A 24,026-nucleotide genomic window follows, 5' to 3' on the forward strand; every position below is an offset into this window, starting at 1 on the left:
CTAAGGCCGCTGGGGTGGCAGATAGATCCGGTCCGACCAGGTCGCCAGCCACCCCGGCCTGAACGCCACGAAGATGGCCACCAGCATGCCGGTGAGGAAGGCATCGCCCCAGGCAGCCAGCCAGCGGGCGATGGCGACCTCGCCGGTCTGCAAGCCGGCCGGCACGCCGTCGACCGCCAGCGCGCCCAACCCGGCCAGGGTCAGCGCCAGCAGCGACATGCCGAAGCCGCGCACCAGGATGTAGACAAAGAGGTGGTGCGGCAACCAGCGCCGCACCGCTGCGCCCAGGGCGACGGTCAGGCCGGCGGGCACCAGGCCCAGCCAGACCAGCCGGTGCAGGGCCTCCCACAGGTCCAGCCCGGCCAGCCAGGCGGTCAGCAGCGTGGTCGGCAGCAGCGCCAGCACGGCCAGCGGCCAACCGGCCATCAGCACCAGCAAGGGCACACCCGACATCGGCTGGATCAGGGCGGACGCGGCCAGCCGGTCGCTGGCCCAGAACAGCGGCAAGGTCAGCCACCAGGCCAGCCACGGCCAGGGCGGACCTTCTACGGCAAAGCCGCGCCAGGGCCTCAGGGCGAGTGCCAGCGCGGTGCAGGCCAGCGTGATCAGCAGGTCGGTCATGGGGCGATGCTAGGCAGCTGTCTTCACCGGGGCATGACCCCGGTCAAGTTGCGCACACGCGTCAGGCTCGGCGCGCAGCGTGGCGTCCTGGCCGCGAACCCGGGCTGTCGCCGATGGACGCTGTCTCTTCTGCGCCATAAGGTGTGGCAATGAACGCACCCTCGCCCATCCACTTCTACTTCGACTTCTCGTCGCCCTACGCCTACATCGCGTCCGAGTGGATCGCGGCACTGGCCGCGCGCCACGGCCGTCCGGTGCGCTGGCATGCCATCTTGCTGGGCGTGACCTTCCAGGCGGCCGAGCTGAAGAGCCCCGTCTCCTACCCGATCAAGCGCGAGTACTCGCTGCGCGACTTCGCCCGGTCGGCCCGCATGGAAGGCGTGCCCTACGTGATGCCCTCGCCCTTCCCGATCCCGAGCCACAACGCCGCCCGGCTGTTCTGGTGGCTGGACAGCCAGGACCCGCAGCGTGCGGTCGACTGGGCCCACGCCGGCCTGCGCGGCTTCTTCGCGCGGGGCATCAACCTCAGCGATATGGCCGCGCTGCAGGGCCTGGCGGCGGAATTTGGCATCGCGCCCGAACAGGCGGCCGCCATCTGCGCCGACCCGGTCTGGAAGGACCGCCTGCGCGCCGAGAACGAGGCCGCGATCGCCGCCGGCGTGTTTGGCGCGCCCTTCTTCATCGTCGACGGCGAGCCTTTCTGGGGCAACGACCGCAAGCACCAGATCGACCGCTGGCTCGGCGGCGAGCGCTGAACCGAGGGGCATCCAGACCGGTGCACCGACGCAGGCTGGTGCAAGGCGAGCGCGGCCGGGCGGGGCTGCGCCGCAGTTCGGTGCGCCGATGGCGGCTCGTTCGGCCGTCGCTCATCCCCGGGGTGTTTTGCCGTTCATCTCACGGCGTGCAAAGGCTCACGACTCGCCGCCGCCCCCCGGGCTTACCCGGACGCCCGATCGTGCGCTGTCACACGAGATCGTTTGCGGCGTCGTCCGGCCGGCTGGCAGCGCCGGAACGGGCACGTCATCTGCATAGTGGGCTCATCAGGGAGTCACACACCATGCCCACCGTCACCGATCACGTCAGCATCAACCCCACCACCAGCACGCACGACGGCCAGCGCCTCGTCCTCGTGCACCGCATCCATGCCTTGCTGCTGCACGAGATGGGCGAGGACATCGACATCAACCTGATGCTCGGCCCGGCCGAATACGCCCGCGCCGTCATGAGCCTGTGCCGCGCCAGCGGCAACCCCGAGCTGGCAGGCCTGGCCGAGGACTTCCTGCGCAGCAGCCGCGCCCAGGCCCAGCAGAGCCTGCGCCCCGCCAGCCGCTATGCGGCGCAGCTGGCGCAGCAGCAACAACAGCAATAGCAATAGCAATAGCAGTAGCAGTAGCAACAGCAGCAAGACCAACCGTGACGCCCTGGGCCCGGCCGTCCACGTCGGACAGGACCGGGGCCAGACCCGTCACATGTCCTTGCGCAGGTTCGCGGGCGCGATCTTCAGGGCTTCGCGGTACTTCGCCACCGTCCGCCGCGCGACCTGGATGCCCTGCTCTTCCAGCATCGCGCTGAGCTGGCTGTCCGACAGGGGCTTCTTCGGGTCCTCGGCAGCGACGAACTGCTTGATCAGCGCGCGCACCGCCGTGCTGGAGGCATTGCCGCCGGCCTCGGTGTTGAGCGAGCTGCCAAAGAAGTACTTCAGCTCGAAGGTGCCAAAGGGCGTGGCCATGTACTTGGCCGTCGTCACACGCGAGATGGTCGACTCGTGCAGGCCGAGCTCATCGGCGATCTCGCGCAGCACCAGCGGCTTCATCGCGATCTCGCCATGCGTGAAGAAGGCCTTCTGGCGTTCGACGATGGCCTGCGAGACGCGCTGGATGGTGTCGAAGCGCTGGAGGATGTTCTTGACGAACCAGCGCGCCTCCTGGAGCCGCGCCGACAGCGTCGCGCCGTTGTCGCCACCACCGCCGGTGCGCTGGCTGCGGTGCTGGCGCAGCACCTGGGCATACATGTCGTTGATGCGCAGCTTGGGCATCACGTCGGGGTTGAGCACGACCTTCCAGCCGCGCCCGGCCTTCTGCACGATCACGTCGGGCACGACGATGTTGGCCTCAGCCCGGGCGAAGCGCCGGCCCGGCTTGGGCTCCAGGGTGACGATCAGGCTCTGGGCGTCGCGGATCATGTCCTCGTCGACGCCCAGCGCGAGGGTCAGCTTGCGCACGTCGCGGCGCGCCAGCAGGTCGAGGTGGTCGCGGCACAGGCGGATGGCGACGTCGCGCACCGGCGTGGTGTCGCGCTCGCGCAGCTGCAGGACCAGGCACTCGGCCAGGTCACGCGCGCCCACGCCGGTCGGCTCCAGGCTCTGCAGCCAGCCGAGCGCGCAGCGCAGGCGGTCGAGCAGGTCCTCGCGCAGCAGCGCCTGTTCGGCCAGCAGGGCCGGGTCGATGGCGTCGGCGGTGTCGTCCACCAGCGAGGCCGACAGGGTCTCGGTGGCCTCGGTCAGCGGCGCGCCGCTGAGCACCTGGACCAGCCGTTCGACGATCTCCTCCAGCCGGTCGGCCAGGTAGCCGTCGTCGTTGAGCGAGTCGATCAGCGACTCCACCAGCATGACGTCCTCGTCGGCCAGGCGCATGCCGTGCAGCTGGGCGCGCAGGTGCTCGGCCAGGCTGGGCGTGGCGGTGGACCGCTCGCTCCAGTCGCTGTCGTCGTCGTCCAGCGCGCCATTGCGGTTGCCGCTGCTGTCGGACAGGCTGTTGAAATCCTCGCGGTCGTGGCCGCTGTCCCAGTCGTCGGGGGTGGCCTCGGAGGCACCGAAATCGAGCTGCTCCATGCCCGCGCCATCGCCGTCGGCGCTGGTGCTGGCGGCATCGGACGGGCTGTCGGCGACCCGCTCGGCGGCCTGCTCGGACACGCGGTCCGCCACGCCAGCGCTGCCACCGTCATCGGCGGGCGCAACCGGCACGCCCTCGTCGGGCAGGGCCATCGGCCGATCGGCACCGGCGGCATCCTCGTCGGCTTCGAGGAAAGGGTTCTGTTCGAGCATCTGCTCGACTTCCTGGTGCAGTTCGAGCGTCGACAGCTGCAGCAGACGGATGGACTGCTGCAGCTGCGGCGTGAGCGCCAGGTGCTGGGAAAGGCGGACCTGCAGGGAGGGTTTCATGGGGGCCGGCCGGGGGTCACAGAGACAGGGACATCACATGCGGAAGTGCTCGCCAAGGTAGACCTTGCGCACATCCGGGTTCTCGACGATCGCGGCGGGCGTGCCTTCGGCCAGCACACGTCCCTCGCTGATGATGTAGGCGCGGTCGCAGATGCCCAGCGTCTCGCGCACGTTGTGGTCGGTGATCAGCACGCCGATGCCACGCGCCTTGAGGAAGCCGATGATCCGCTGGATCTCGATCACCGCGATCGGGTCGACGCCGGCAAAGGGCTCGTCCAGCAGGATGAAGCGCGGCTGGGTGGCCAGCGCGCGGGCGATCTCGACGCGGCGGCGCTCGCCACCGGACAAGGCCGGCGCCGGGCTGTGGCGCAGCCGGGTGATGGACAGGTCGGCCATCAGCGCTTCGAGCATCTGCTCGATGTGAGCGGCCCCGTGGTGACGGCCGTTGGCGTCCTGCTGCAGTTCGAGCACGGCGCGGATGTTCTCCTCGACCGTCAGGCGCCGGAAGATCGACGCCTCCTGGGGCAGATAGGACAGGCCGAGCCGGGCTCGCAGGTGGATGGGCTGGCCCTGCACCGGCTGGCCGTCGATGAGGATCTCACCGGCATCGGCCCGAACCAGGCCGACCAGCATGTAGAAGCTGGTGGTCTTGCCCGCGCCGTTCGGGCCGAGCAGGCCGACCACCTCGCCGCTGTCGACGGCCAGGTGCACATCCTTGACGACCTTGCGGGCGCCGTAGGACTTCTGCAGCCCCTGGGCCTCGAGCCGGCTGGGCGCCGGCGTGGCCCGACGGTCGAGCTCGGCCGGCACGTTCAACGGTTGGCTCCGGCCGGTGCCGAAGCGCCTGCGGGCGCCGGGCGCGGTGTGACCACGCCGCGCACACGCCCCGAGCCGGCCGCGCTGGCGGCACCGGCAGCGGCGGGCGCGCCGCCGAGGATCTCGAAGGCATCGCGGCCGTGGTCGTAGACGATGGTCTCGCCGCTGATCTGGTCGGCCAGCACATTGCCGCGCCAGAGCCGGACCTGGGCCAGCTGCTGGAAGCGCACGGTCTGGGTGACGGTGTCGTAGTCGATGCGCAGGGCCTGACCCTCGACGGTCTCGTCGACGCCGTCACGCTTCTGGCGGAAGGTGGCGGGCTGTTCGGCACTGCCGGTGGCGACGGCGACCTGGCCGGTCGGCGTCTCGCGCAACTCGACGCCCGCCGCCTTGAGCACCAACGTGCCGCGGGTGATCTCCACGCCCCCGCTCAGCACCTGGACCTTGCGCTTGCCGTCGATGCGCAACTGGCCGGCATCGAAGGTCAGCGGCAGCTCGCGGTCGGCCCGCTCGGCCCGTGCCGGCCACGCGCTGACGAGGGCCGACAACAGCGCCAGCCCGGTCAGGGCAGCACGCAGGCGGGGGGCGAGGACGGGGAGCGGGTTCATGGCGGCACAGAAATTGCAGACGATTCTATCCACACGTCTGCGCCGCCGGGTGGTTTAGATGCATCAATCGTGACGCGGGGCGGTGCCCCAAGCGGCTCGACCTGAACGATGCATGGCGCCGCCCGGAGTGCGGCGCCGCCATCGGCCAACCGGCCGATCAGGCGTTCTTGCGCACCCGCGCGATCAGCTGGTCGGTCAGCGCCAGCGCACGCTGGCCGCCTTCCTGCTCGGGGGTGTTGTCACCGCCGGCCAACGAGGGCGAGGTGTAGAAGCGGCCATGGATGCCCAGCGCGGGCACGCCGTCGATCTTGTAGGCCTCGGCCAGCTGCTTGCCCTGGCGCACCTTGGCCTGCATGCCAAAGGAGTTGTACATCTCGACGAACTTGGCCTTGTCGCCGCCGTTCTTCTCGATGAAGTCGATGATTTCCTCGGCCCGGTCCAGGCGCTGACGCTGGACGTGGATGGCGTGGAAGATCTTGCGCTGGAAGGCGTCGAACCAGCCGAGCGCCTCCAGCGTCGCCGCCAGGCGCTGCTGCGGCTCAAAGCTCGGGCGGAAGCCCACGTGCACACGGCGGAAGGCCACGTCCGCCGGCAGCTTCTTGGCCCAGGCATCCAGGGCCGGCTCGAAGGCGTTGCAGTGCGGGCAGCCGTACCAGAAGAACTCGACCACTTCGATCTTGCCGGTCGGCGCCGTCACTGGCACCTGCGAGGGCAGCTTCACATAGTGCTTGCCCTCGACGAAGTTCTGCGCTGCGGCCGAACCGGCCCAGCCACCCAGCAGCGCCAGCGCGGCACTGCCCTGCATCCACTCACGACGATCCATCATCTCGTTTTCCTCTTGGCAAGCTGAACATTCCGGCAGGCCCACGGCCTGCCGCGGGTCTCATTGACCGGCCCGCCAGACCGACGCATCGCTGAAGCCGGCACTGGCCGCCTGGTCCTTGGCACGGTCGGCATCCTCACGGACCTTGAAAGGCCCCAGGCGAACGCGGTACATCTTGCCGCCCGCCTGTTCGAACTCGACCACCTTGACATCGGTCAGCCCGGCCAGGATCAGCCGGGTGCGCTGTTGTTCGGCCTCGGCGGCGCGCGAGTAGGAGGCGATCTGCACCACGTACCCCAACGGATCGGCAGCCGTGCGCGCCGACGGCGCCGGACGCGAGGCGCCGATGGCCGCGATGGGCGGGGCGACCGGCGCGGGCGTGGCCGACCCGGTGCTGGCCGCCGGGGCCACGACGGCTGGTGGCGTGGCCGGCGCCGTCGGAGGCGCCAGCACGGTTCCCGGCGTCGTTCCTGGCACGGCGCCAGGAACGGCGGACGCCGCCGGGCTGTTGCCGGACTTGCCCGCCAGCGGCGCGTTCGGGTTCCACTTCTCGTTCTTGCGGGCCTCTTCGGCGTCCTGCTCGGCGGTGCGCTGCGGCACCTTGTCGATGAAGGGCACCGGCACCTTGGTGACGTAGAGCGCCACAGCCAGCGACAGGGCCACCCCGATCAGCAGGCCGACGATCAGCCCGAGCGCAAAACCGCCGCGCTGGCTGCTGAGGGCGCCCTTGCGCGCGCCGGATTGCGGATAGGCCATGGAGTCAGTTGGGATGCGTGGAGGTTGCGGTGGACGCGGAGGTGGCTGCGGAGATGGGCTTGCGCCCCGATCACATCTTGCGCGGTGCGGACACGCCCAGCAGGGCCAGCGCGTTGCGCAGCACCTGGGCGGTCGCCGCCAACAGCGCCATGCGGGCGTGCAGCAGCGTGGCGTCGTCGACCAGGAAGCGCTCGGCCGCGTAGTAGCTGTGGAAGGCCGAGGCGACGTCGCGCAGGTAGAAGGCGATGTCGTGCGGCGCCAGATCGGCGGCGGCGCGCTGCAGCATCTCGGGGTAGTCGGCCAGCTTGTTCATCAGCGCCGTCTCGGTCGGCGCGGTCAGCGCCGCTAGGTCGACGCCAGCCAGCGCGGCCAGGTCGCCGCCACGATCGGCCACGTAGGCGTCGAGCACCGAGCAGATCCGTGCGTGGGCGTACTGGACGTAATAGACCGGGTTCTCGTCGTTGGCCTTGAGCGCGAGGTCGACGTCGAAGACAAACTCGGTGTCGGCCTTGCGGCTGATCAGAAAGAAGCGCACCGCGTCGCGGCTGGTCCAGTCGATCAGGTCGCGCAGCGTCACGTAGCTGCCGGCGCGCTTGGAGATCTTGACCTCCTCGCCGCCCTTCATGACGGTGACCATCTTGTGCAGCACGTAGTCGGGCCAGCCCAGCGGGATGCCGACGCCGGCCGCCTGCAGGCCGGCGCGCACGCGGGCGATGGTGCCGTGGTGGTCGCTGCCCTGGATGTTGACGACCTTGTTGAAGCCTCGCTCCCACTTGTGCGCGTGGTAGGCCACGTCCGGAAGGAAATAGGTGTAGGTGCCGTCGGACTTGCGCATCACGCGGTCCTTGTCGTCACCGTAGTCGGTCGAACGCAGCCACAGCGCGCCACCGTCCTCATAGGTCTTGCCGGCGGCGACCAGGCGGGCGACGATCTGCTCGACCCGGCCGCTGGTGTAGAGCCCGGACTCGAGGTAGTAGTGGTCGAAGCGCACGCCGAAGGCCTGCAGGTCCAGATCCTGCTCATGGCGCAGGTAGGCGACGGCGAACTGGCGGATGCCGTCCAGATCGGTGACGTCGCCGGAGGCCGTGAAGCTGCGGTCATCGGCCGCCACCGTCTCGCGCTGGCTGAAGCTGGCGGCGATGTCGGCGATGTAGTCGCCGTTGTAGGCCGACTCGGGCCAGCCGGCGTCGCCCGGCTTCAGGCCGTTCAGGCGGCTCTGGGTCGACGCGGCCAGCGTGCCGATCTGCACGCCCGCGTCGTTGTAATAGAACTCGCGGTGGACCTGCCAGCCCTGGGTCGCGTAGAGGTTGCAGATCGCGTCACCGAGCGCCGCCTGGCGGCCGTGGCCGACGTGCAGCGGACCGGTCGGGTTGGCCGAGACGAACTCGACCATCACACGCTGGCCGTTGGCCGGCTGGACGCCGAAGCGGTCCGTGTCGGCCAGCACCTGGGCGATGACCTGCTGGCGCGCGCCCGGGCGCAGGCGCAGGTTGATGAAGCCCGGTCCGGCCAGTTCGGTGGCCTCGACCCAGCGTTGCACGGCCGGCTGGCGGCCCAGGGCCTCGACCAGCGCCGACGCCAGCTCGCGCGGGTTCTTCTTCAGCGCCTTGGCCAGCGGCATCGCGGCGGTGATCGCCAGGTCGCCGTGGGCGGCCTGCTTGGGGTTCTCGAAGGTGGGGACCAGGGCATGTCCCGGTGCCACCTCGGCCAGCGCCTGTTCCAGCGCTGCCAACAGTTCCGCTTTGGCTTGAATCATGGCTTCATTCTAGGGGGCCCCCCAGGCTCGTCCGGCCGCAAGGCTGGGCGTCGGGAGCGGGCGCATGCGTGTCAGATGCCCCTGAGTTACCCCTCATATCGGCTTGTCGGGCGGGCGTGGCAGTGAAAAACTCAAGCGTCCCCCACCGACCCCATCCCATGATCGACCTCAGCATCGCGGAACAGCCCGAACGCATCGGCAAGTACCGTGTCATCCGACGCCTGGGCGAAGGCACCACCAGCGAGGTCTTCCTCTGCCATGACGAATTCCATGACCGCCAGGTGGCGGTCAAGCGGGTGCGCCCCAACGTCTTGACGGACGCCCAGGACGGTCACGTCTTCTCGCGCTTCTTCGCCTCCGAGGCGGCGCTGGCCGGTCTGCTGCACCACCCCAACGTGGTCGACATCTTCGACGCCGTGCCCGACCCGTCGGCGCCCTACGTCGTCATGGAGTACGTGCCCGGCACGACCCTGCGCGCCTACTGCCAGCCCGGCCACCTGCTGCCGCTGGAGCAGATCGTCGAAATCGGCTTCAAGTGCGCGATGGCGCTGGGCTACTGCTACCGGCAGGGCCTGATCCACCGCGATGTCAAGCCGGCCAACATCCTGGCGCTGGAGGCCGGCGGGGTGGTCTCGGACGTCAAGATCACCGACTTCGGCAGCGCGCTGAACCTGGCCTCGGACTCGACCCAGGTGCACCGGGTCGGCTCGCTGGCCTACATGTCGCCCGAGCAGCTCGACGGCAGCCAGCTCGACGCGCGGGCCGACATCTACTCGCTCGGCGCGGTGCTCTACCACCTGATCGCCGGCCACGCGCCCTTCGAGGCGGCCAGCCAGGCCAGCCTGATGCACCAGATCTGCCACGCCCAGCCGGCCTCGCTGGTGGGCCTGCGCGCGGGGGTCACGACGGCGCTGGACCAGGTCGTGCAGCGTTGCCTGTCCAAGCGCAGCGACCACCGCTACCCGTCCTGGGACGCCGTCGGCGATGCGCTGTCACAGTTGATCGCCAAGCACCACGTGCCACGCGGTGCGCTGCAGGGCGTGCTGGACTCGGAACGCTTCACGCTGCTGCGCACGCTCGAGTTCTTCAACAACTTCGGCGACGTGGCGCTGTGGGAAGTGGTGCACCGCGCCAAGTGGCAGCGCTTCCCGGTCGGCCACGCGCTCTACGCCAAGGGCGAGGAAGGGCGGCACTTCCACATCATCGCCTCCGGTGCGGTCGAGGTGTACCGCGACGGCCGCCGCGTGGCCGAGCTGGGCGCCGGCACCTCGGTGGGCGAGATGGCCTATCTGGCACCCAACCCGGAGCTGCGCCGCCACAGCACCGACATCGTCGTGACCGAGACCACCACCACGATCAGCTTCTCGCCCGACAGCCTGGGCAAGCTCAGCCCGGCCTGCCGCCACCTGTTCGACGAGGCCTTCATCCGCGTGCTGGTGCGCCGCCTGCACGCCGCCCACGAGGCGCTGGCGCACCCGCGCCGCATCCTCTGAGCAACACCCCTTGTGCCCCGCGTGGGCTCAGGGTTGAATCCCGCCGGCCGCCAGCCCGACCCGGGCTGGTCAACCTTGCCAACGTGCTGGAGCAAACCCTGCCATGAAGACCTGGATCTCCCTGATCGCCCTGACCCTGGCCACCCTGAGCGGCGCCGCCCAGGCCGCCGACTGCCAAGCCCAGGCCGCCGAGAAGAAGCTGGCGGGCGCCGCCAAGAACAGCTTCGTCAAGAAGTGCGAGCGTGAGTCGGGCGCCGGTGACGCTGGCGCCGCCTGCGACGCCAAGGCCGCCGAGAAGAAGCTGGCCGGCGCTGCCAAGAACAGCTTCGTCAAGAAGTGCGTGGCCGACGCGGCCAAGTAAGCACACGCTGACATCGCGACGACGCCCGGCTGGTCCGGGCGTTTTTCATGGCGCGATCCGGAAAAGAACCGAAGCGATGCGCGTCGATGGCCCGTGGCTATGATCGTTCGCATGTCTGCCAGCTACCTCTGGGTCAAGGCCCTGCACATCGTCTTCATCGCCAGCTGGTTCGCTGGCCTGTTCTACCTGCCGCGCTTGTTCGTCAACCTGGCCATGGTCGCGTCCGACAGCATCGCCGAGCGCGAGCGCCTGCTGGTGATGGCGCGGAAGCTGCACCGCTTCGCGAGTGGCCTGATGTGGATCGCGCTGGCCAGCGGCCTGTGGCTCTGGCTCGGCGTGGGCATCGGACAGGGGCCCGGCAACGGCTGGCTGCACGCCAAGCTGGCGCTGGTGCTGGTGGTGATCGGCTACCACCACGTCAACGCCGTCCACCTCCGGCGCTTCGAACGCGGCGCCAACACCCGCAGCCACCGCTGGTTCCGGGTCTACAACGAGATCGCCGTGCTGGCCTTCGCGGCCATCGTGGTGCTGGTGGTCGTCAAGCCCTTCTGACGCCGCCCGGCCGATGCGCCCCTCCCGATCCTCGGCCTGGCCGATGGCGCTGGCCTGGCTGCTGCTGATCGTCTACGCCAGCCTGCATCCCTTCGACGGCTGGCGCTGGCCGCCCGGCCCGCCCTGGTACCTGCGCCTGTGGCTGCCCAGCCCGGCCTCGCCGCGCTTCGACCTGTGGTCCAACTTTCTGGCCTACCAGCCGCTCGGCTTCCTGCTGGCGATGGGCTGGCTGCGCGCGGGCCACGGCGTCGTGCGCGCTGGCGCGCAAGCGCTGCTGTGGGGCGCGCTGCTGTCGCTGCTGATGGAGTGGTGCCAGCTGCTGCTGCCCTCGCGCGTGCCGTCGCGGGTGGACTGGGCCCTCAACAGCGCCGGCACGCTGGTCGGCGCCTTGCTGGCGGCCAGCGCGAAGGACCTCGGCCTGCTGCAGGTCTGGCAGCGCTGGCGCGACCGCTGGTTCGTGCCGCACGGTGCCGTCGGCCTGACGCTGCTGACGACCTGGCCCGTCGGCCTGCTGTTCCCGCCGCCGGTGCCGATGGGGCTGGGCGAAGGCCTGGTCCGGCTGGCCGATGCACTGCACGAGGAACTCGCCGGCAGTGCCTTCGAGGGCTGGTTGAACGCGCCGACCCCACCGCCGCCGCTGTCGCCCAGCCTGGAAACCGCCGCGATCGCCCTCGGCCTGCTCGCTCCTTGCTGGATCGCCTGCGCGATCTCGCACCAGCGCCGCCACCGGCTGGTCCTGGTGCTGGGCGCCGCCGTGCTGGGAGTGGCCACCACCACCTTGTCGACGGCGCTGAACTTCGGCCCCGACCATGCCCTGACCTGGCTGACGCCCGCCTTCTGGCCGGCGCTCGCGCTGGCCGGCCTGCTCGGCCTGCTGCTGGCGGTGTTGCCCGCGCGGGTCGTCGCCGCGCTCGGGCTGGTCGGCCTGACGGCGCTGATCGCGCTGGCCTCGCAGGCGGGCACCGATCCCTACTTCACCTCCAGCCTGGCACGCTGGGAGCAGGGCCGCTTCATCCGCTTCCACGGCGTGGCGCGCTGGGTCGGCTGGATCTGGCCCTTCGCGGCGCTGGGCTGGCTGCTCGCCGAGGTCGCGCGCGCGCGGCCGGGTGCACGCTGATACAAGTCCCGGCGCCAGGCGCCCTCAGGTCGACTTCTACAATCCCGCCCATGAGCAGCAGCTACTACCAGCGTCACATCTTCTTCTGCCTGAACCAGCGTTCGAACGGCGAATCCAGTTGCGCCGACCACGCCGCCCAGGCCGGTTTCGACCATTGCAAGCAGAAGGTCAAGAGCCTCGGTCTGGCCGGCCCGGGCCAGGTCCGCGTCAACAAGGCCGGTTGCCTGGACCGCTGTGCCGGCGGCCCGGTCGCGGTGGTCTACCCCGAAGCCACCTGGTACACCTTCGTCGACCAGACCGACATCGACGAGATCGTCGAATCGCACCTGCGCGACGGTCAGGTGGTCGAGCGCCTGGTGCTGGCGCCGGACGTCGGCCGGTGATCGCTCGTCGCCCGCCAGGGCTGCCGCGATGAACGCCCAGACCGAACGCCGCCTCATCGACGGCCCTGTCGGGGCCATCGAATGCGCCATCGACCGACCAACCGATGAGCTGCATCGCGAGACACCGCGCGGCGTGGCGGTGGTTGCGCATCCGCATCCGCTGTTTGGCGGCACGATGGACAACAAGGTCGCCCAGACCCTGGCCCGCGCGCTGGTGCTGCTGGGCTACGAGACGGTGCGCTTCAACTTCCGCGGCGTGGGCGCCACCGCCGGCACGCACGACGAGGGTCGCGGCGAGTCCGACGACCTGCTCGCGGTGGTCGCTGCCCTGCGTCGCCCGGGCCTGCCGCTGGTGCTCGGCGGCTTCTCCTTCGGCGCCTACGTGACGACGCTGGCGGCGGCCCGCCTGAGCGGCGCCGAGGCGGCCGAGCGGCTGGTGCTGGTCGGCCCATCGACCCAGCGGGCCACGCCCGCGCCGGTGCCAGCCGACACGCTGGTCATCCATGGCGAGCAGGACGACGTCGTGCCGCTGTCGGCCACGCTGGACTGGGCCCGGCCGCAGCAGCTGCCGGTGATCGTCATGCCCGGCGTCGGCCACTTCTTCCACGGCCAGCTCACCCAGCTGCGCCAACTGATCGTGCGCAGCTGGCACTGAGCCGGCCGCGCCGGGCCATCGGCCCCACCTGGAATCACCACATGCTGTTTTCGACCCCTTCCCTGCTGGCCGGCCTGTGCCGACCGCTGTTCGCCGCCGCGCTGGTCTTGGTGCTTGCCGTGGCCCCGGCGCAGGCCCAGGTCGCCGCGCCCGACGTGGCCGCGCGCGCCTACATGCTCTATGACGCCAGCGCCGGTCAGGTGCTGGCCGAACGCGATGCCGATGCCACCGTCGAACCGGCATCGCTGACCAAGCTGATGACCGCCTACCTGGTCTTCCAGGCCCTGCGCGAGGGCAAGCTCAGCCTGGACCAGCCGCTCACCGTGTCCGAACGCGCCTGGCGCACCGGCATGACCGACGCCTCGCGCATGTACATCCAGATCGGCACGCAGGTGCGGGTCGAGGACCTGATCCTGGGGATGATCGTGCAGAGCGGCAACGATGCCACCGTGCAGCTGGCCGAGGCGGTCGGCGGCTCGGTCGAGAACTTCGTGGCCATGATGAACCGCCAGGCCCAGGCCTTCGGCCTCAAGGTCACGCAGTTCCGCAACCCCGAGGGCCTGCCCGCGCCCGGCCATGTCAGCACGGCGCGCGAGCTGTCGGTGCTGGCCACCCGCCTGCTGCTGGACTTCCCCAACGAGGCGAAGTACTACACGACCAAGGAATTCACCTACAACAAGATCAAGCAGAGCAACCGCAACCTGCTGCTGTGGCGCGATCCGACGGTCGATGGCCTCAAGACCGGCTACACCGACGCCGCCGGCTACTGTCTGATCGCGACCGCCAAGCGCGACATGCCCGCCGGTCCGCGCCGGCTGGTGGCGGTGGTGCTGGGTTCGGCCTCGCGGGAGTCGCGCGCCAACGAGGCCCAGAAACTGCTGAACTGGGGCTACAGCGCCTGGGACGCCGTCAAGGTCTACGACGCCCGGGCCACCATCACCACCGCAACGGTCTGGAAGGGCGCCGCCAAGGAAGCCAAGCTGGGCCTGCTGCAGCCGCTGGTGGTGACCGCGCCGCGTGGCGAGCTGGGCAAGCTGCAGACCGAGATCACCCGCACCGACCCGCTGCTGGCGCCGCTGACGGTGGGCCAGAACGTTGGCACGCTCAAGATCACCTCCAACGGCAAGGTGCTCGCGCAGACGCCCATCACCGTGACCGAGGACGTGCCGCTGGCCGGCCTGCTGGGCCGCAGCTGGGACAGCTTGCGGCTGTGGATACGCTGAGCCAGCACATGGCGCGGCGGCGGCAGTCGCGCTAATCTGGTCCTTCCAGCCGGGGCAGCCCGCCCGGGCCGGGAGCGAACGGAGGCTGGTCATGACCCATCACCCGACCCGAAACGTGCACGTCGGCGAACTGCCCTGCCACCTCGATGGCCGCTGGCTGGCGCTGGACGAGGCCCGCGTGCCGGTGCTGGACCGCGGCTTCATGTTCGGCGACGGCATCTACGAGGTCGTGCCGGTCTACCGCCGACGGCTGTTCCGCTTCGACGAGCACATGCTGCGGCTGGAACGTTCCCTGACCGCCGTGCGCATCCCCAACCCGCACGGGCGCGATGCCTGGCTGGCGCTGATGCGTGAGCTGGTCGAGCGCGTCGCCGAGGCCGGAGGTGGCGATGAGCAGCTGCTCTACCTGCAGATCACCCGGGGCGTCACCCCACGGGTGCATGGCATGCCCGCCGGGCTCAAGCCGACCGTCTTCCTGATGAGCACGCCGCACCACCCGCCCGGGCCGGAACAGCGTCACCGCGGCGCCTCGTGCATCACGCACGCGGACTTCCGCTGGTCGCGCGGCGACATCAAGTCGACCTCGCTGCTGGGCAATGTGATGGCGCGCCAGCTGGCCATGGACGCCGGTGCCGACGAGACCATCCTGCTGCGCGAGATGCCGCACGGCGGCGTGACCGTCAGCGAAGGCTCTTCGAGCAATGTCTGGATCGTGCTGGAAGGCGCGCTGATCGGCGTGCCGCCCTCCGGCCACACGCTGGCCGGCATCCGGCTGGAACTGCTGCAGTCGCTGTGCGAGGAAACCGGCATCGCCTGCCACCTGCGCCCGATCGGCGAGGCCGAGCTCTACGCGGCCGACGAGATCCTGATCAGCTCGGCCGGCCGCGAGCTGCTGCCGGTGACGCGCCTGGACGGCGAGCCGGTCGGCCACGGCGCCGGTCGCGGCAAGCCCGGTCCGGTCTATGCCCGGCTGCATGAAGCCTATGAGCAGGCCAAGCTTGAACAATCGATCTGATGCCCCACGTCCCTGGCTCGCCCCAAGGACCGCACGCCATGCCTGACATCCCGCCCGAACAATCGCTGATCGAGTACCCCTGCGACTTCCCGATCAAGGTCATGGGCCCGCACGTGCCCGGCTACCTGGACGCCATCGTCGCGGTCGCGCGCGAATTCGACCCCGGCTTCGACCCCGCCACCGTCGAGCAACGGCCCAGCAAGAGCGGCAACTACCTTGGCCTGACGATCACCATCCGCGCCACCAGCCGCGAGCAGCTCGACGCGCTCTACCGCGCGCTGTCGGGGCATCCGATGGTGAAGATCGTTCTCTGAGCGAGCGGCCAACACCTCACATGTCGAGGACCCAGGCGATCACGTTCTTGGCGACAAAGCCGAGCATCCCGAACGACAGCACCAGGAAGAGCACGAAGGTGCCGAAGCGGCCCGCCTTCGACTCGCGCGCGAGCTGCGCGATGATGAAAAGCATGTAGAGGATGAAGGCCGTGACGCCAACCGTCAGGCCGAACTGGGCGAGCTGTTCTTCGGAGTAGCCAAACATGGTGTCGTCCGTCCCGTTCAGCCGCGCGCCATCGCAACGGCCGGCGTGGCCGGCGGCACCAGGTCGCGGTAGGCGTACCAGCTGGCATGACCCAGCATCGGCACCACCGCGATCAGGCCCATCAACAGCGAGCCCAGCCCGAGCAGCGTGAAACCCATCAGCAGGGCGGCCCAGATCGCCATCGGCAAGGGGTTCTCGATCACAGCGCGCCAGCTCACCAGCACGGCGTCGAGGACGCCGACCGGGCGGTCCAGCATCAGCGGAATGGCCAGCACGCTGGACGCATAGACCGGCGCGGCCAGCAGAGCCCCCAGCGCCAGCCAGAGCTCGAACAGCCAGGACTGGCGATTCGCGACGACCAGCCGCAGGAAGTCGATCGGCGTGACCACCGGCGACGGCGACAGCGCGTGGATCAGCGCCGCCGAGGTCAGCACCCAGCCGGTGCCCGCCAGCCCGAGCAGCAGGCCGAAGGTCACCAGCCGGCGGTCGACCGACAGCCAGATCGCCGTCACGGTCGACCAGCCCACCGGCTCGCCGCGCTCGATCGCCCGGCTGACCGCGTAGAGCCCTGTGGCCGCCACCGGCGCCACGATCAGGAAGCCCGACAAGGCGCCGGCCATCACCCAGAACTGGTGCCGTGCCACGGCCAGGATGAACCATCCCGCCAGCGCCAGCAGCAGGCCGTGCGAGAAGGCGATGCCCGGGGCGATCCGGATGTCGTGCCACGCCCGCTCCAGCCAGGTCAGCGGCTGCAGCGGCCGCAGGATGCGGATGGGGGTCTGGGGGACAGTGGCGTCGACGTTCATGGGTCGATGCTAGAGCAGCGTCCGACGCGGTTTCATGCGCTTCGTCATGGGAAAGCCGCGTTTGGCATGGTTCAAGGCGATGGCGGATGTGGCCGATAAGCTCATCATCGGCCCATGCCTGTACCGGCATGACGCAGACCCCGCCGGAAGACCGAAGCCATGTCCACCGACCTCCGCCCGCTGACCGCCGCCCTGCCCGACCTGGCGTCCTGGACCGCTGCCCTGCGCGACCGGCCCATCCCCCTGCTGGCCAGCAGCGCCGCCGCCCTGGCCGCGCTGGCCGAGGCCGAAGAGACCCATGGCAACGTCGACGCCCACCGCATCGACGTCGCGATCGACGACGACCCGCTGGCCACGCTCTGGGTGCTGGACCTCGCCGCCCGCCAGCGCCACGTCCGCCAAGTCACGCCGGCCGAAACCATCACGTCGGCGGTGATGATGCTGGGCATCGGCACCTTCTTCCGCGCCAGCGCCGAGGCCCGCGTGGTCGAGGACCTGCTGGCCAACCAGCCCCAGGCCCGGGAAGGCCTGGCCGCCGTGCTGCGCCGGGCCCACCGATCGGCCCGCTTCGCGCTCGGCTTTGGCATCCACCGCATGGAGTCCGACGTCACGCTGCTGCGCATCGCCGCGTTGCTGCATGACGTCACCGAGATGCTGCTGTGGTGCCACGCCCCCGCCCTGATCGGCGAGGTCGCCGCCCGCCTGCACGCCGACCCGACGCTGCGCTCGGAGACCGCCCAGCGCGACGTCCTGCACGTCAGCCTGATCGACCTCGAGCAATCGCTGCTGCGCGCCTGGCACCTGCCCGAACGCCTGCTGCGCCTGACCGACGACCACGCCGAAGGCCTCGCCCTGGTCCAACCCCAGCGCCGCCTGGTCAAGCTCGCGGTCCAACTGGCCCGCCACACCCAATCCGGCTGGGACAACGCCGCCCTGCCCGACGACATCGAAGAACTCTCACAGCTGCTCAACCTGTCGCCGATGGCGGTGCGGGGCTTGCTGGGGGAGCTGGACAGCTAGGTCAACGGGCTTGCTGACGTTCGTCCGGTCGTCGTCCAACTGTCACCGGTCGCGTCAGCCAACAGCCGCTCCACCACCCCCCACACCCGCCCATCCCGCGACAACTCCAGATGCGCCAGGCCCGGCCAGTGCTGGACCTCGGCGGCGCCTTTGAGCACCGCGCGGGCGGGTGGGAAGACGACGTTGTCGCAGTGGCTGTGCACGCAGGTGAAACGCGCGCGCCAGGCGGCTGACTCGCTGGCGGCGAGGGCTTGCAGCCAGGGGCTGTCGGGGGCCATCTGGCGGGCGTTGGGCGGGCCGAAGCCGCCGGAGAGCTGTGTCAGGCAGGTGCCGCGATGCGGGGTGCCCAAGGTCAGCACAAGGGGCATGGGCAGATCCGGCAGGTCGACGCCGGCGGCGCGTTGTGCCTCGCGCCAGCGCCACCAGGCACGCACCGCCAGGCCACCCATGCTGTGGGCGACGATCAGCGGCATCCGGCCGGTCGAGGCCAGCAAGCGGGCCACGCCGGCTTCGACTTGCGGCGCATAGTTGTCGATGCCGGTCCAGGCCGGCTGCAGGTCGAGCGCGACATGCGGCAGACGCTTGTGCTCCAGCCAAGCCGGCCATTCCGGCCACCAGAAGCCGCGGTTGCAGTGGTAGCCGTGGACCAGCAGCACGCCGGTCTGACCCGGCTGACCCAGGCGATCCGGCGCCGACCGGCTGCGCCAGACCTGGCGCCAGCCGAACACGCGGGTCGCCAGCCAGGATTCACGCAGGCCGGCACGCAGCAGCATCGCTGCGGCGGGACGCGGGGCCGGGTCGTCGCGGTGCTGCAGCGCCACCGACACCATCTCGGTGGCGAAGGCCAGCACGGTCAGCAACAGGCCGCACCAGAAGGGCAGCAGCGCCAGCAGCAGGCGCGCCACGGGTGCGACGTCATCGGCGCCCTGCCAGAGCCAGGCTGCCAAGCCAAGCGCGGAGGCCAGGCCGATCAGCCAAGTTGTGCGCAGGCGCCAGATGGCGTCATCGGCCGTTCGTCCTTGCTGCGGTGCACCCATCCAAGCTCCCGATCCGGTGGCCCTGACGAGGGGCCGACATGGTGCCGACCCCAGTGGGCCAGGGCGGCGCTCGCTGGCATCCTAGGTGCAGCTTGGGTTCATCTGGGCAACGCCGCCCGTAGCCCCGGCATTCCAACGTCTCGAGGAACACCATGGACACGCGCAGCTCCCGCCCTTGGCTGGACCAATACCCCGACGGCGTCGCCGCCGATCTCGGACCGGCCGCCTTTCCCAGCCTGGTCCACCTGCTGGAAGACGCTTTCGAACGCCATGCCCAGCGCGAGCAGTTGCTGTTCATGGGTCATGCACTGCGCTTCGCGGAGGTCGAAGCGCAGTCGCGCGCGATCGGCGCCTGGCTGCAATCGCTGGGACTGGAACCGGGCGCGCGTGTCGCGCTGATGATGCCCAACGTGCCGCAGATGGTGATCTCGCTGGCGGCGGTGCTGCGCGCCGGTTATGTGGTCGTCAACGTCAACCCGCTCTACACGCCGCGCGAGCTGTCGCACCAGCTGGTCGACTCGGGTGCCGAGGCCATCGTCATCCTGGAGAACTTCGCCGCCACGCTGGCGCCGGTGATCGCCCAGACCCGCGTGCGCCATGTCCTGGTGACGCAGCTGGGCGACGCGCTGGCGCCGCTTAAGCGGCTGCTGGTCAACACGGTGGTGCGGCATGTCAAGAAGCTGATCCCGCCCTGGACGCTGCCCGAGCGGGCCGGCCACACGCTGCGGCGCTGGCCCGAGGCCCTGAAGGCCGGCCAGGGCATGACGCTGCGCCGCGTGGCGCCGGGACCGGACGATCTGGCCTTCTTGCAATACACCGGCGGCACCACGGGCGTATCCAAGGGCGCGATGCTGCGGCACCGCAACGTGGTCGCCAACATCGCCCAGTGCGAGAGCTGGTTCAGCCCGATCACCCGCCAGCATGGTGAGCAGATGACCGGCGTCTGTGCCCTGCCGCTCTATCACATCTTCGCGCTGACGATCTGCTTCATGCTGGGCTCGCGGCTGGGCCAGCGCATGGTGCTGGTGCCCAATGCGCGCGACATCGCCGGCACGATCAAGACGCTGGCCAGCGTGCGCTTCCACCTCTTCCCGGCCGTCAACACGCTCTACAACGCGCTGCTCGATCACCCGGACATCAAGACGGTGGACTTCTCGGCGCTGGCCATCTCGATGGGCGGTGGCATGGCGGTGCAACAGGCCACCGCGCAGCGCTGGCTGGCGCTGACGGGTTGTCCGATCGTCGAGGGCTACGGCCTGTCGGAGACATCGCCGGTGGCCTGCGCCAACCGGGTCGACGTGAAGGCGTACACCGGCGCTATCGGCTATCCGATGCCGTCCACCGAGATCGCCATCCGCGACGACGACGGCCGTGACCTGCCGATCGGCGAGGCCGGCGAGATCTGCATCCGCGGACCGCAGGTGATGTCGGGCTACTGGCAACGGCCAGACGAGACCGCGCTGGTGCTGGACGCCGAGGGCTGGTTCCGCAGCGGCGACATCGGCACGATGGATGCGACCGGCCAGGTCCGCATCGTCGACCGCAAAAAGGACATGATCCTGGTCTCCGGCTTCAACGTGTACCCGACCGAGATCGAGCAGGTCGTCAGCCTGATGCCGGGCGTGGCCGAGTGCGCGGCGGTCGGCATGCCCGATGAGCGCACCGGCGAGGCGGTCCGGCTGTGCATCGTCCGGCGTGATCCGCAGCTCAGCGCCGAGGACGTCGCCGCCTGGTGCCGCCAGCAGCTGACCGCCTACAAGCGGCCGCATGTGATCGAGTTCCACACCACGCTGCCCAAGACCAACGTCGGCAAGATCCTGCGCCGCGAACTGCGCGACGCACCGCCTGCCAAGGCGGGCTGAAGGACCAGAGCTGCCTGAACTTGCCTGAACTTGCCCGAATTTGTCCACATCTTGCCCACAGCGATCCGCGTCGCGAGGACAAGCCTGTGGGCAAGTCCGGCACGGTTCGGGATGAATCCACAGGTCCGGCGCCGTCCGTCAAGTTGTTGTCACCTTGCCCCTGTGCTTCCAGGGCCCCGGCCCACAGGCTTGTGGGCCTTGCAAGTCCTTGATCGAAAAGGGCTTTTCGGGCTTGTCCACAGAAGATGGGCGCCTCTATTACGACTACTACCCTGAAAATTTTCAAAAACAGCCGATGAATACAGGGGACAACGCCGGCCCTGCGGGGCCTGCGGCGTGAGGACCTCACGGGTCGATGTTGCGGTGCAACAAGGAAGTTCCTGACGGCCCTGGCGGGACCGCCCGCCTGACACCGTGCTGACCTATCCTGAGCCACATCTGTTCACTTCCTGCCGTCCGGACCCCGCCCGTGGACCGTCACTTCCTGCATCCCCTGTTTCTGCCTTCCAGCCTGGTCGTCTTCACCGGCGGCGAGGATCCCGACACGCTGACGCACGGCCCCGCACGGGTCCTGTTGAAGGCCTTGAAGGCGCAGCCTTTCGAAGGCCGCGTCACCCACCTCGACACCGAGATGACCGGCACGCTCGGTGATCTGGCGATCACGCGGGCGGACCTGGCGCTGATCGCGCTGCCCCACGAGCGCATCGCCGCCGCACTGGAGATCGCCGGGCGCATCCGCTGCCGCGCCGCGCTGGTGCTGTCGAGCAACCTGCCGCAGTCCTCGTGTCAGGAACTGCACGAGATCGCCCGGCGTCATGACCTGCACCTGCTGGGTCCAAACAGCCTGGGCTTCCAGCGCCCGCACGAGAAGCTCAACGCCAGCCTGGCCGGCCGGCTGGCGGCGCCCGGACCGCTGGCGCTGGTGTCGCAGTCCGGCGCGCTGACCGCGTCGATGCTGGACTGGGCCGCGCGCAACGGCGTGGGCTTCTCCAACGTCATCTCGCTGGGCGCCAACACCGCCGTCGACCTGCCGCAGGTGCTGGACTTCCTGGCCCATGACGCGGCCACACAAAGCATCCTCGTCTACCTGGAAGGCATCCAGAACGCACGCCGCTTCATGAGCACGCTGCGCGCGGCCGCCTACGCCAAGCCAGTGGTCGTGATGAAGGCCGGCCGCAAGCCGGCGGGCAGCCGCGTCGCGCTGACGCACTCGGCGGCCATCGTGGGGTCGGACGATGTCTTCGAGGCCGCCTTGCGACGCGCTGGCGTGGTGCGGGTGCGGACCTTCACGCAGATGTTCTCGGCGGCCAAGTGCCTGGCCTCACGTTACCGGCCGACCGGCCGGGGCCTGGCCATCATCACCAACGGCGGCGGCCCGGCCGTGCTGGCCGCCGACCATGCCAACGAGATGGGTCTGAACGTGGTCACGCTGGGCCAGACGCTGCGCGACGAGCTGGCGCCCAGCCTGCCCGCAGGCGCGACGCTGGACGGCGTGATCGACCTGAGCGAGGAAGCCGGCCCCGAGCACTACCGCGCCGCCTTGCTGGCCTGTGCCCGCGATCCAGCGGTCAACGGCCTGCTGGTGCTGCACGCCCCCAAGCCCGAAGGCGACCCAGACGCGATCGCGCAGGTGGTCTGCGAGACCTTGTCGCGTGTGGCCAAGCCGGTGCTGACCAGCTGGATGGGCGAGGAAAGCGTGCGCGATGCGCGCATCCTGCTCAACGACCGCTCGATCCCGACCTTCCGCACGCCAGAGTCGGCCGTCGACGCCTTCCACAACATCGCCAGCTTCTATCAAAACCAGCAGCTGCTGCAGCAGACGCCGCCGCCGCTGTCCAGCCTGCTGGTGCCCGACGCGGAAGGCGCCCGGCTGCTGATCGAGGGTGTGCTGGCCGAGCGCCGCAAGGTCCTGACGGAGATGGAATCGAAGGCGCTGCTGGCGGCCTTCCACATCCCCGTCACCCGCACGATGCGGGCCCGCGATGCCAACGAGGCCATGCTGATCGCCAGCCAGCTGGGCTACCCAGTGGCGCTGAAGATCGACTCGCCCGACATCAGCCACAAGTCCGATGTCAACGGCGTGATCCTCAACCTGCGCAGCGCCAGCGCCGTGCGCGACGCCTGCCAGGACATGCTCTCGACGGTGGCCCGGGCGCTGCCGCAGGCGCGCATCCACGGCGTCACCGTGCAGCCCATGAGCGGCAAGCGCCATGGCCGCGAGGTCTACATCGGCATGACCACCGACGACCCCTTCGGCCCGGTCATCACCTTCGGCGCCGGCGGCACCATGATCGAGCTGATCGCCGACCGGTCGATGGAGCTGCCGCCGCTCAACCAGTTCCTGGCGCACCGGCTGATCGAACGTTCACGCATCGCCGAGATGCTGGGTGCCTGGCGCGGCCTGCCGGCGGTCCAGGCCGACGCGATCGAGCAGGTCCTGCTGCGGGTCTCGGAGATGGTCTGTGCGCTGCCGCAGCTGCGTGAGATGGACATCAACCCGCTGATCGTCGACGAGGACGGCGTGGTCGCGGTCGACGCGCGCATCGTCATCGAACACACCGCCAGCGCGATGCACGGCTACGACCACCTGGCCATCCTGCCCTACCCGGCCAGCCAGGAACGCGAGTGGCCGATGAAGGGCGGCGACCTCTACACGATCCGGCCGATCCGGCCCGACGATGCCGACATGCTGCAGGCCTTCACCCGCAACCTGTCCGAGGAAAGCCGCTACTTCCGCTTCGCCAGCGCCATGCACGAGCTGCCGGCCCGCATGCTGGCGCGCTACACGCTGATCGACTACGACCGGGAAATGGCGCTGGTCGCCGTGCATGTCGACAAGATCCCCGACGACAGCGCGGAGGGCGGCGTGCGCGAGGTGCGCCAGATCATCGGCGTGTCGCGCTACATCACCAACCCGGACCAGACCAGCTGCGAGTTCTCGCTGGTGGTGTCGGACGCCTACAAGGGCCAGGGCCTGGGATCGCGGCTGATGCTCAGCATCATCGAGGTGGCGCGCAGCCGTGGCCTGTCGGAGATCGACGGCCTGGTGCTGGCCAACAACCCGAACATGCTGCGCCTGATGCGTGGCCTGGGCTTTCGCGTGGCCAGCTTTGCGGAAGATCCGGAGTTCAAGCTGGTCAGCAAGCCGCTTTGATGCGGGCGGCTTTTCAGGCTGACCTCAGGCCGACCTGAGGCTGACCTCAGTCCAGCATCAACCCAGCATCAATCCGATGTGGGCTGGATCGGGATGACCCGCTGCGCCTGACGGCCTTCCCAGGCCTTCAGCGCCGCCTTCCAGGCCAGCCAGTCGGCCCGCCAGGTGTCCAGGACGCAGGGGTCGCAGCCGCTGTCGCAGCAGGCGCCTTCGGGCAGCGGCTCAGGTTCGAGCGGGCGCGGGTCTTCGGCGATCCCGTTCATCGACG

25 protein-coding genes are annotated in these 24,026 nt (G+C 69.7%); 14 read left to right on the forward strand and 11 right to left on the reverse strand.

Annotated elements, in window-relative coordinates; all coding sequences use genetic code 11:
* Positions 1–621, reverse strand: coding sequence for a hypothetical protein (locus EV685_RS11335; RefSeq protein WP_130482118.1), 621 nt, complete (start codon positions 619–621; stop codon positions 1–3).
* Positions 622–770: 149 nt separating this feature from the next.
* Here EV685_RS11335 and EV685_RS11340 point away from each other — a divergent pair, with 149 nt between their 5' ends.
* Entirely contained in the window at positions 771–1,376 is a 606-nt protein-coding gene (locus EV685_RS11340; protein WP_130482119.1) for a 2-hydroxychromene-2-carboxylate isomerase, read from the forward strand.
* Positions 1,377–1,678: 302 nt separating this feature from the next.
* Positions 1,679–1,990: a hypothetical protein gene (locus EV685_RS20625; RefSeq protein WP_165396777.1), complete on the forward strand. Its 312-nt coding sequence runs from the start codon at positions 1,679–1,681 to the stop codon at positions 1,988–1,990.
* A gap of 96 nt (positions 1,991–2,086) precedes the next feature.
* Here EV685_RS20625 and rpoN read toward each other — a convergent pair whose 3' ends face one another.
* From rpoN to argS, 6 genes are all read right to left on the reverse strand, one after another.
* Complete coding sequence (rpoN, locus tag EV685_RS11350; protein WP_130482121.1) at positions 2,087–3,781, reverse strand: RNA polymerase factor sigma-54; 1,695 nt, start codon at positions 3,779–3,781, stop codon at positions 2,087–2,089.
* A gap of 33 nt (positions 3,782–3,814) precedes the next feature.
* Complete coding sequence (lptB, locus tag EV685_RS11355; RefSeq protein WP_242615539.1) at positions 3,815–4,597, reverse strand: LPS export ABC transporter ATP-binding protein; 783 nt, start codon at positions 4,595–4,597, stop codon at positions 3,815–3,817.
* On the reverse strand, positions 4,594–5,205 hold the full coding sequence (gene lptA, locus EV685_RS11360) for a lipopolysaccharide transport periplasmic protein LptA (protein ID WP_130482122.1): 612 nt from the start codon (positions 5,203–5,205) through the stop codon (positions 4,594–4,596). The genes lptB and lptA overlap by 4 nt, the downstream gene beginning before the upstream one ends.
* A gap of 157 nt (positions 5,206–5,362) precedes the next feature.
* On the reverse strand, positions 5,363–6,031 hold the full coding sequence (locus EV685_RS11365) for a thiol:disulfide interchange protein DsbA/DsbL (RefSeq protein WP_338054448.1): 669 nt from the start codon (positions 6,029–6,031) through the stop codon (positions 5,363–5,365).
* Between the two features lie 57 nt (positions 6,032–6,088).
* Positions 6,089–6,784 (reverse strand): SPOR domain-containing protein, encoded by a 696-nt coding sequence (locus EV685_RS11370; RefSeq protein WP_130482123.1) that lies wholly within the window; start codon positions 6,782–6,784, stop codon positions 6,089–6,091.
* A 70-nt stretch (positions 6,785–6,854) separates the two neighbouring features.
* Positions 6,855–8,540, reverse strand: coding sequence for an arginine--tRNA ligase (gene argS / locus EV685_RS11375; RefSeq protein WP_130482124.1), 1,686 nt, complete (start codon positions 8,538–8,540; stop codon positions 6,855–6,857).
* Positions 8,541–8,698: 158 nt separating this feature from the next.
* Here argS and EV685_RS11380 point away from each other — a divergent pair, with 158 nt between their 5' ends.
* From EV685_RS11380 to EV685_RS11420, 9 genes are all read left to right on the forward strand, one after another.
* The gene (locus EV685_RS11380) at positions 8,699–10,033 is read left to right on the forward strand and encodes a serine/threonine-protein kinase (RefSeq protein WP_130482125.1); all 1,335 of its coding nucleotides are present in this window, start codon (positions 8,699–8,701) and stop codon (positions 10,031–10,033) included.
* Positions 10,034–10,136: 103 nt separating this feature from the next.
* A complete protein-coding gene (locus EV685_RS11385; RefSeq protein WP_130482126.1) occupies positions 10,137–10,394 on the forward strand; it encodes a hypothetical protein in 258 nt (85 codons plus the stop codon).
* A gap of 111 nt (positions 10,395–10,505) precedes the next feature.
* Complete coding sequence (locus EV685_RS11390) at positions 10,506–10,946, forward strand: CopD family protein (protein WP_130482127.1); 441 nt, start codon at positions 10,506–10,508, stop codon at positions 10,944–10,946.
* Positions 10,947–10,959: 13 nt separating this feature from the next.
* The gene (locus tag EV685_RS11395) at positions 10,960–12,063 is read left to right on the forward strand and encodes a VanZ family protein (protein WP_130482128.1); all 1,104 of its coding nucleotides are present in this window, start codon (positions 10,960–10,962) and stop codon (positions 12,061–12,063) included.
* A gap of 50 nt (positions 12,064–12,113) precedes the next feature.
* Entirely contained in the window at positions 12,114–12,446 is a 333-nt protein-coding gene (locus EV685_RS11400) for a (2Fe-2S) ferredoxin domain-containing protein (protein ID WP_130482129.1), read from the forward strand.
* A gap of 28 nt (positions 12,447–12,474) precedes the next feature.
* Entirely contained in the window at positions 12,475–13,101 is a 627-nt protein-coding gene (locus EV685_RS11405; RefSeq protein WP_130482130.1) for an alpha/beta hydrolase, read from the forward strand.
* A 41-nt stretch (positions 13,102–13,142) separates the two neighbouring features.
* Positions 13,143–14,324 (forward strand): D-alanyl-D-alanine carboxypeptidase family protein, encoded by a 1,182-nt coding sequence (locus EV685_RS11410; protein WP_130482131.1) that lies wholly within the window; start codon positions 13,143–13,145, stop codon positions 14,322–14,324.
* Positions 14,325–14,415: 91 nt separating this feature from the next.
* Positions 14,416–15,339 (forward strand): aminotransferase class IV, encoded by a 924-nt coding sequence (locus tag EV685_RS11415; RefSeq protein WP_130482132.1) that lies wholly within the window; start codon positions 14,416–14,418, stop codon positions 15,337–15,339.
* A 38-nt stretch (positions 15,340–15,377) separates the two neighbouring features.
* Positions 15,378–15,653: a DUF493 family protein gene (locus EV685_RS11420; protein WP_130482133.1), complete on the forward strand. Its 276-nt coding sequence runs from the start codon at positions 15,378–15,380 to the stop codon at positions 15,651–15,653.
* 16 nt (positions 15,654–15,669) lie between these two features.
* Here the strand turns inward: EV685_RS11420 and EV685_RS11425 are convergent, their stop codons facing one another.
* Together EV685_RS11425 and EV685_RS11430 are read right to left on the reverse strand one after the other, a co-directional pair.
* Positions 15,670–15,879, reverse strand: a complete 210-nt coding sequence (locus EV685_RS11425; protein WP_130482134.1) for a DUF2788 domain-containing protein — start codon at positions 15,877–15,879, stop codon at positions 15,670–15,672.
* 17 nt (positions 15,880–15,896) lie between these two features.
* Positions 15,897–16,685, reverse strand: a complete 789-nt coding sequence (locus tag EV685_RS11430; RefSeq protein ID WP_130482135.1) for a DUF2189 domain-containing protein — start codon at positions 16,683–16,685, stop codon at positions 15,897–15,899.
* Positions 16,686–16,844: 159 nt separating this feature from the next.
* On the opposite strand from EV685_RS11430, the gene EV685_RS11435 reads away from it, so the two are divergent.
* Positions 16,845–17,705, forward strand: a complete 861-nt coding sequence (locus EV685_RS11435; protein ID WP_130482136.1) for an HDOD domain-containing protein — start codon at positions 16,845–16,847, stop codon at positions 17,703–17,705.
* On the opposite strand, the gene EV685_RS11440 is transcribed toward EV685_RS11435, so the two are convergent.
* The gene (locus tag EV685_RS11440) at positions 17,702–18,742 is read right to left on the reverse strand and encodes an esterase/lipase family protein (RefSeq protein WP_130482137.1); all 1,041 of its coding nucleotides are present in this window, start codon (positions 18,740–18,742) and stop codon (positions 17,702–17,704) included. The genes EV685_RS11435 and EV685_RS11440 overlap by 4 nt on opposite strands.
* Positions 18,743–18,894: 152 nt before the next feature.
* Here EV685_RS11440 and EV685_RS11445 point away from each other — a divergent pair, with 152 nt between their 5' ends.
* Entirely contained in the window at positions 18,895–20,604 is a 1,710-nt protein-coding gene (locus EV685_RS11445) for an AMP-binding protein (RefSeq protein WP_130482138.1), read from the forward strand.
* A 469-nt stretch (positions 20,605–21,073) separates the two neighbouring features.
* Positions 21,074–23,758, forward strand: a complete 2,685-nt coding sequence (locus tag EV685_RS11450; protein WP_130482139.1) for a bifunctional acetate--CoA ligase family protein/GNAT family N-acetyltransferase — start codon at positions 21,074–21,076, stop codon at positions 23,756–23,758.
* A gap of 68 nt (positions 23,759–23,826) precedes the next feature.
* Here the strand turns inward: EV685_RS11450 and EV685_RS11455 are convergent, their stop codons facing one another.
* On the reverse strand, positions 23,827–24,021 hold the full coding sequence (locus EV685_RS11455; protein ID WP_130482140.1) for an oxidoreductase-like domain-containing protein: 195 nt from the start codon (positions 24,019–24,021) through the stop codon (positions 23,827–23,829).
* Positions 24,022–24,026 lie beyond the last annotated feature (5 nt).

This window comes from Sphaerotilus mobilis, from assembly GCF_004216565.1.
Lineage (GTDB): Bacteria > Pseudomonadota > Gammaproteobacteria > Burkholderiales > Burkholderiaceae_C > Sphaerotilus > Sphaerotilus mobilis.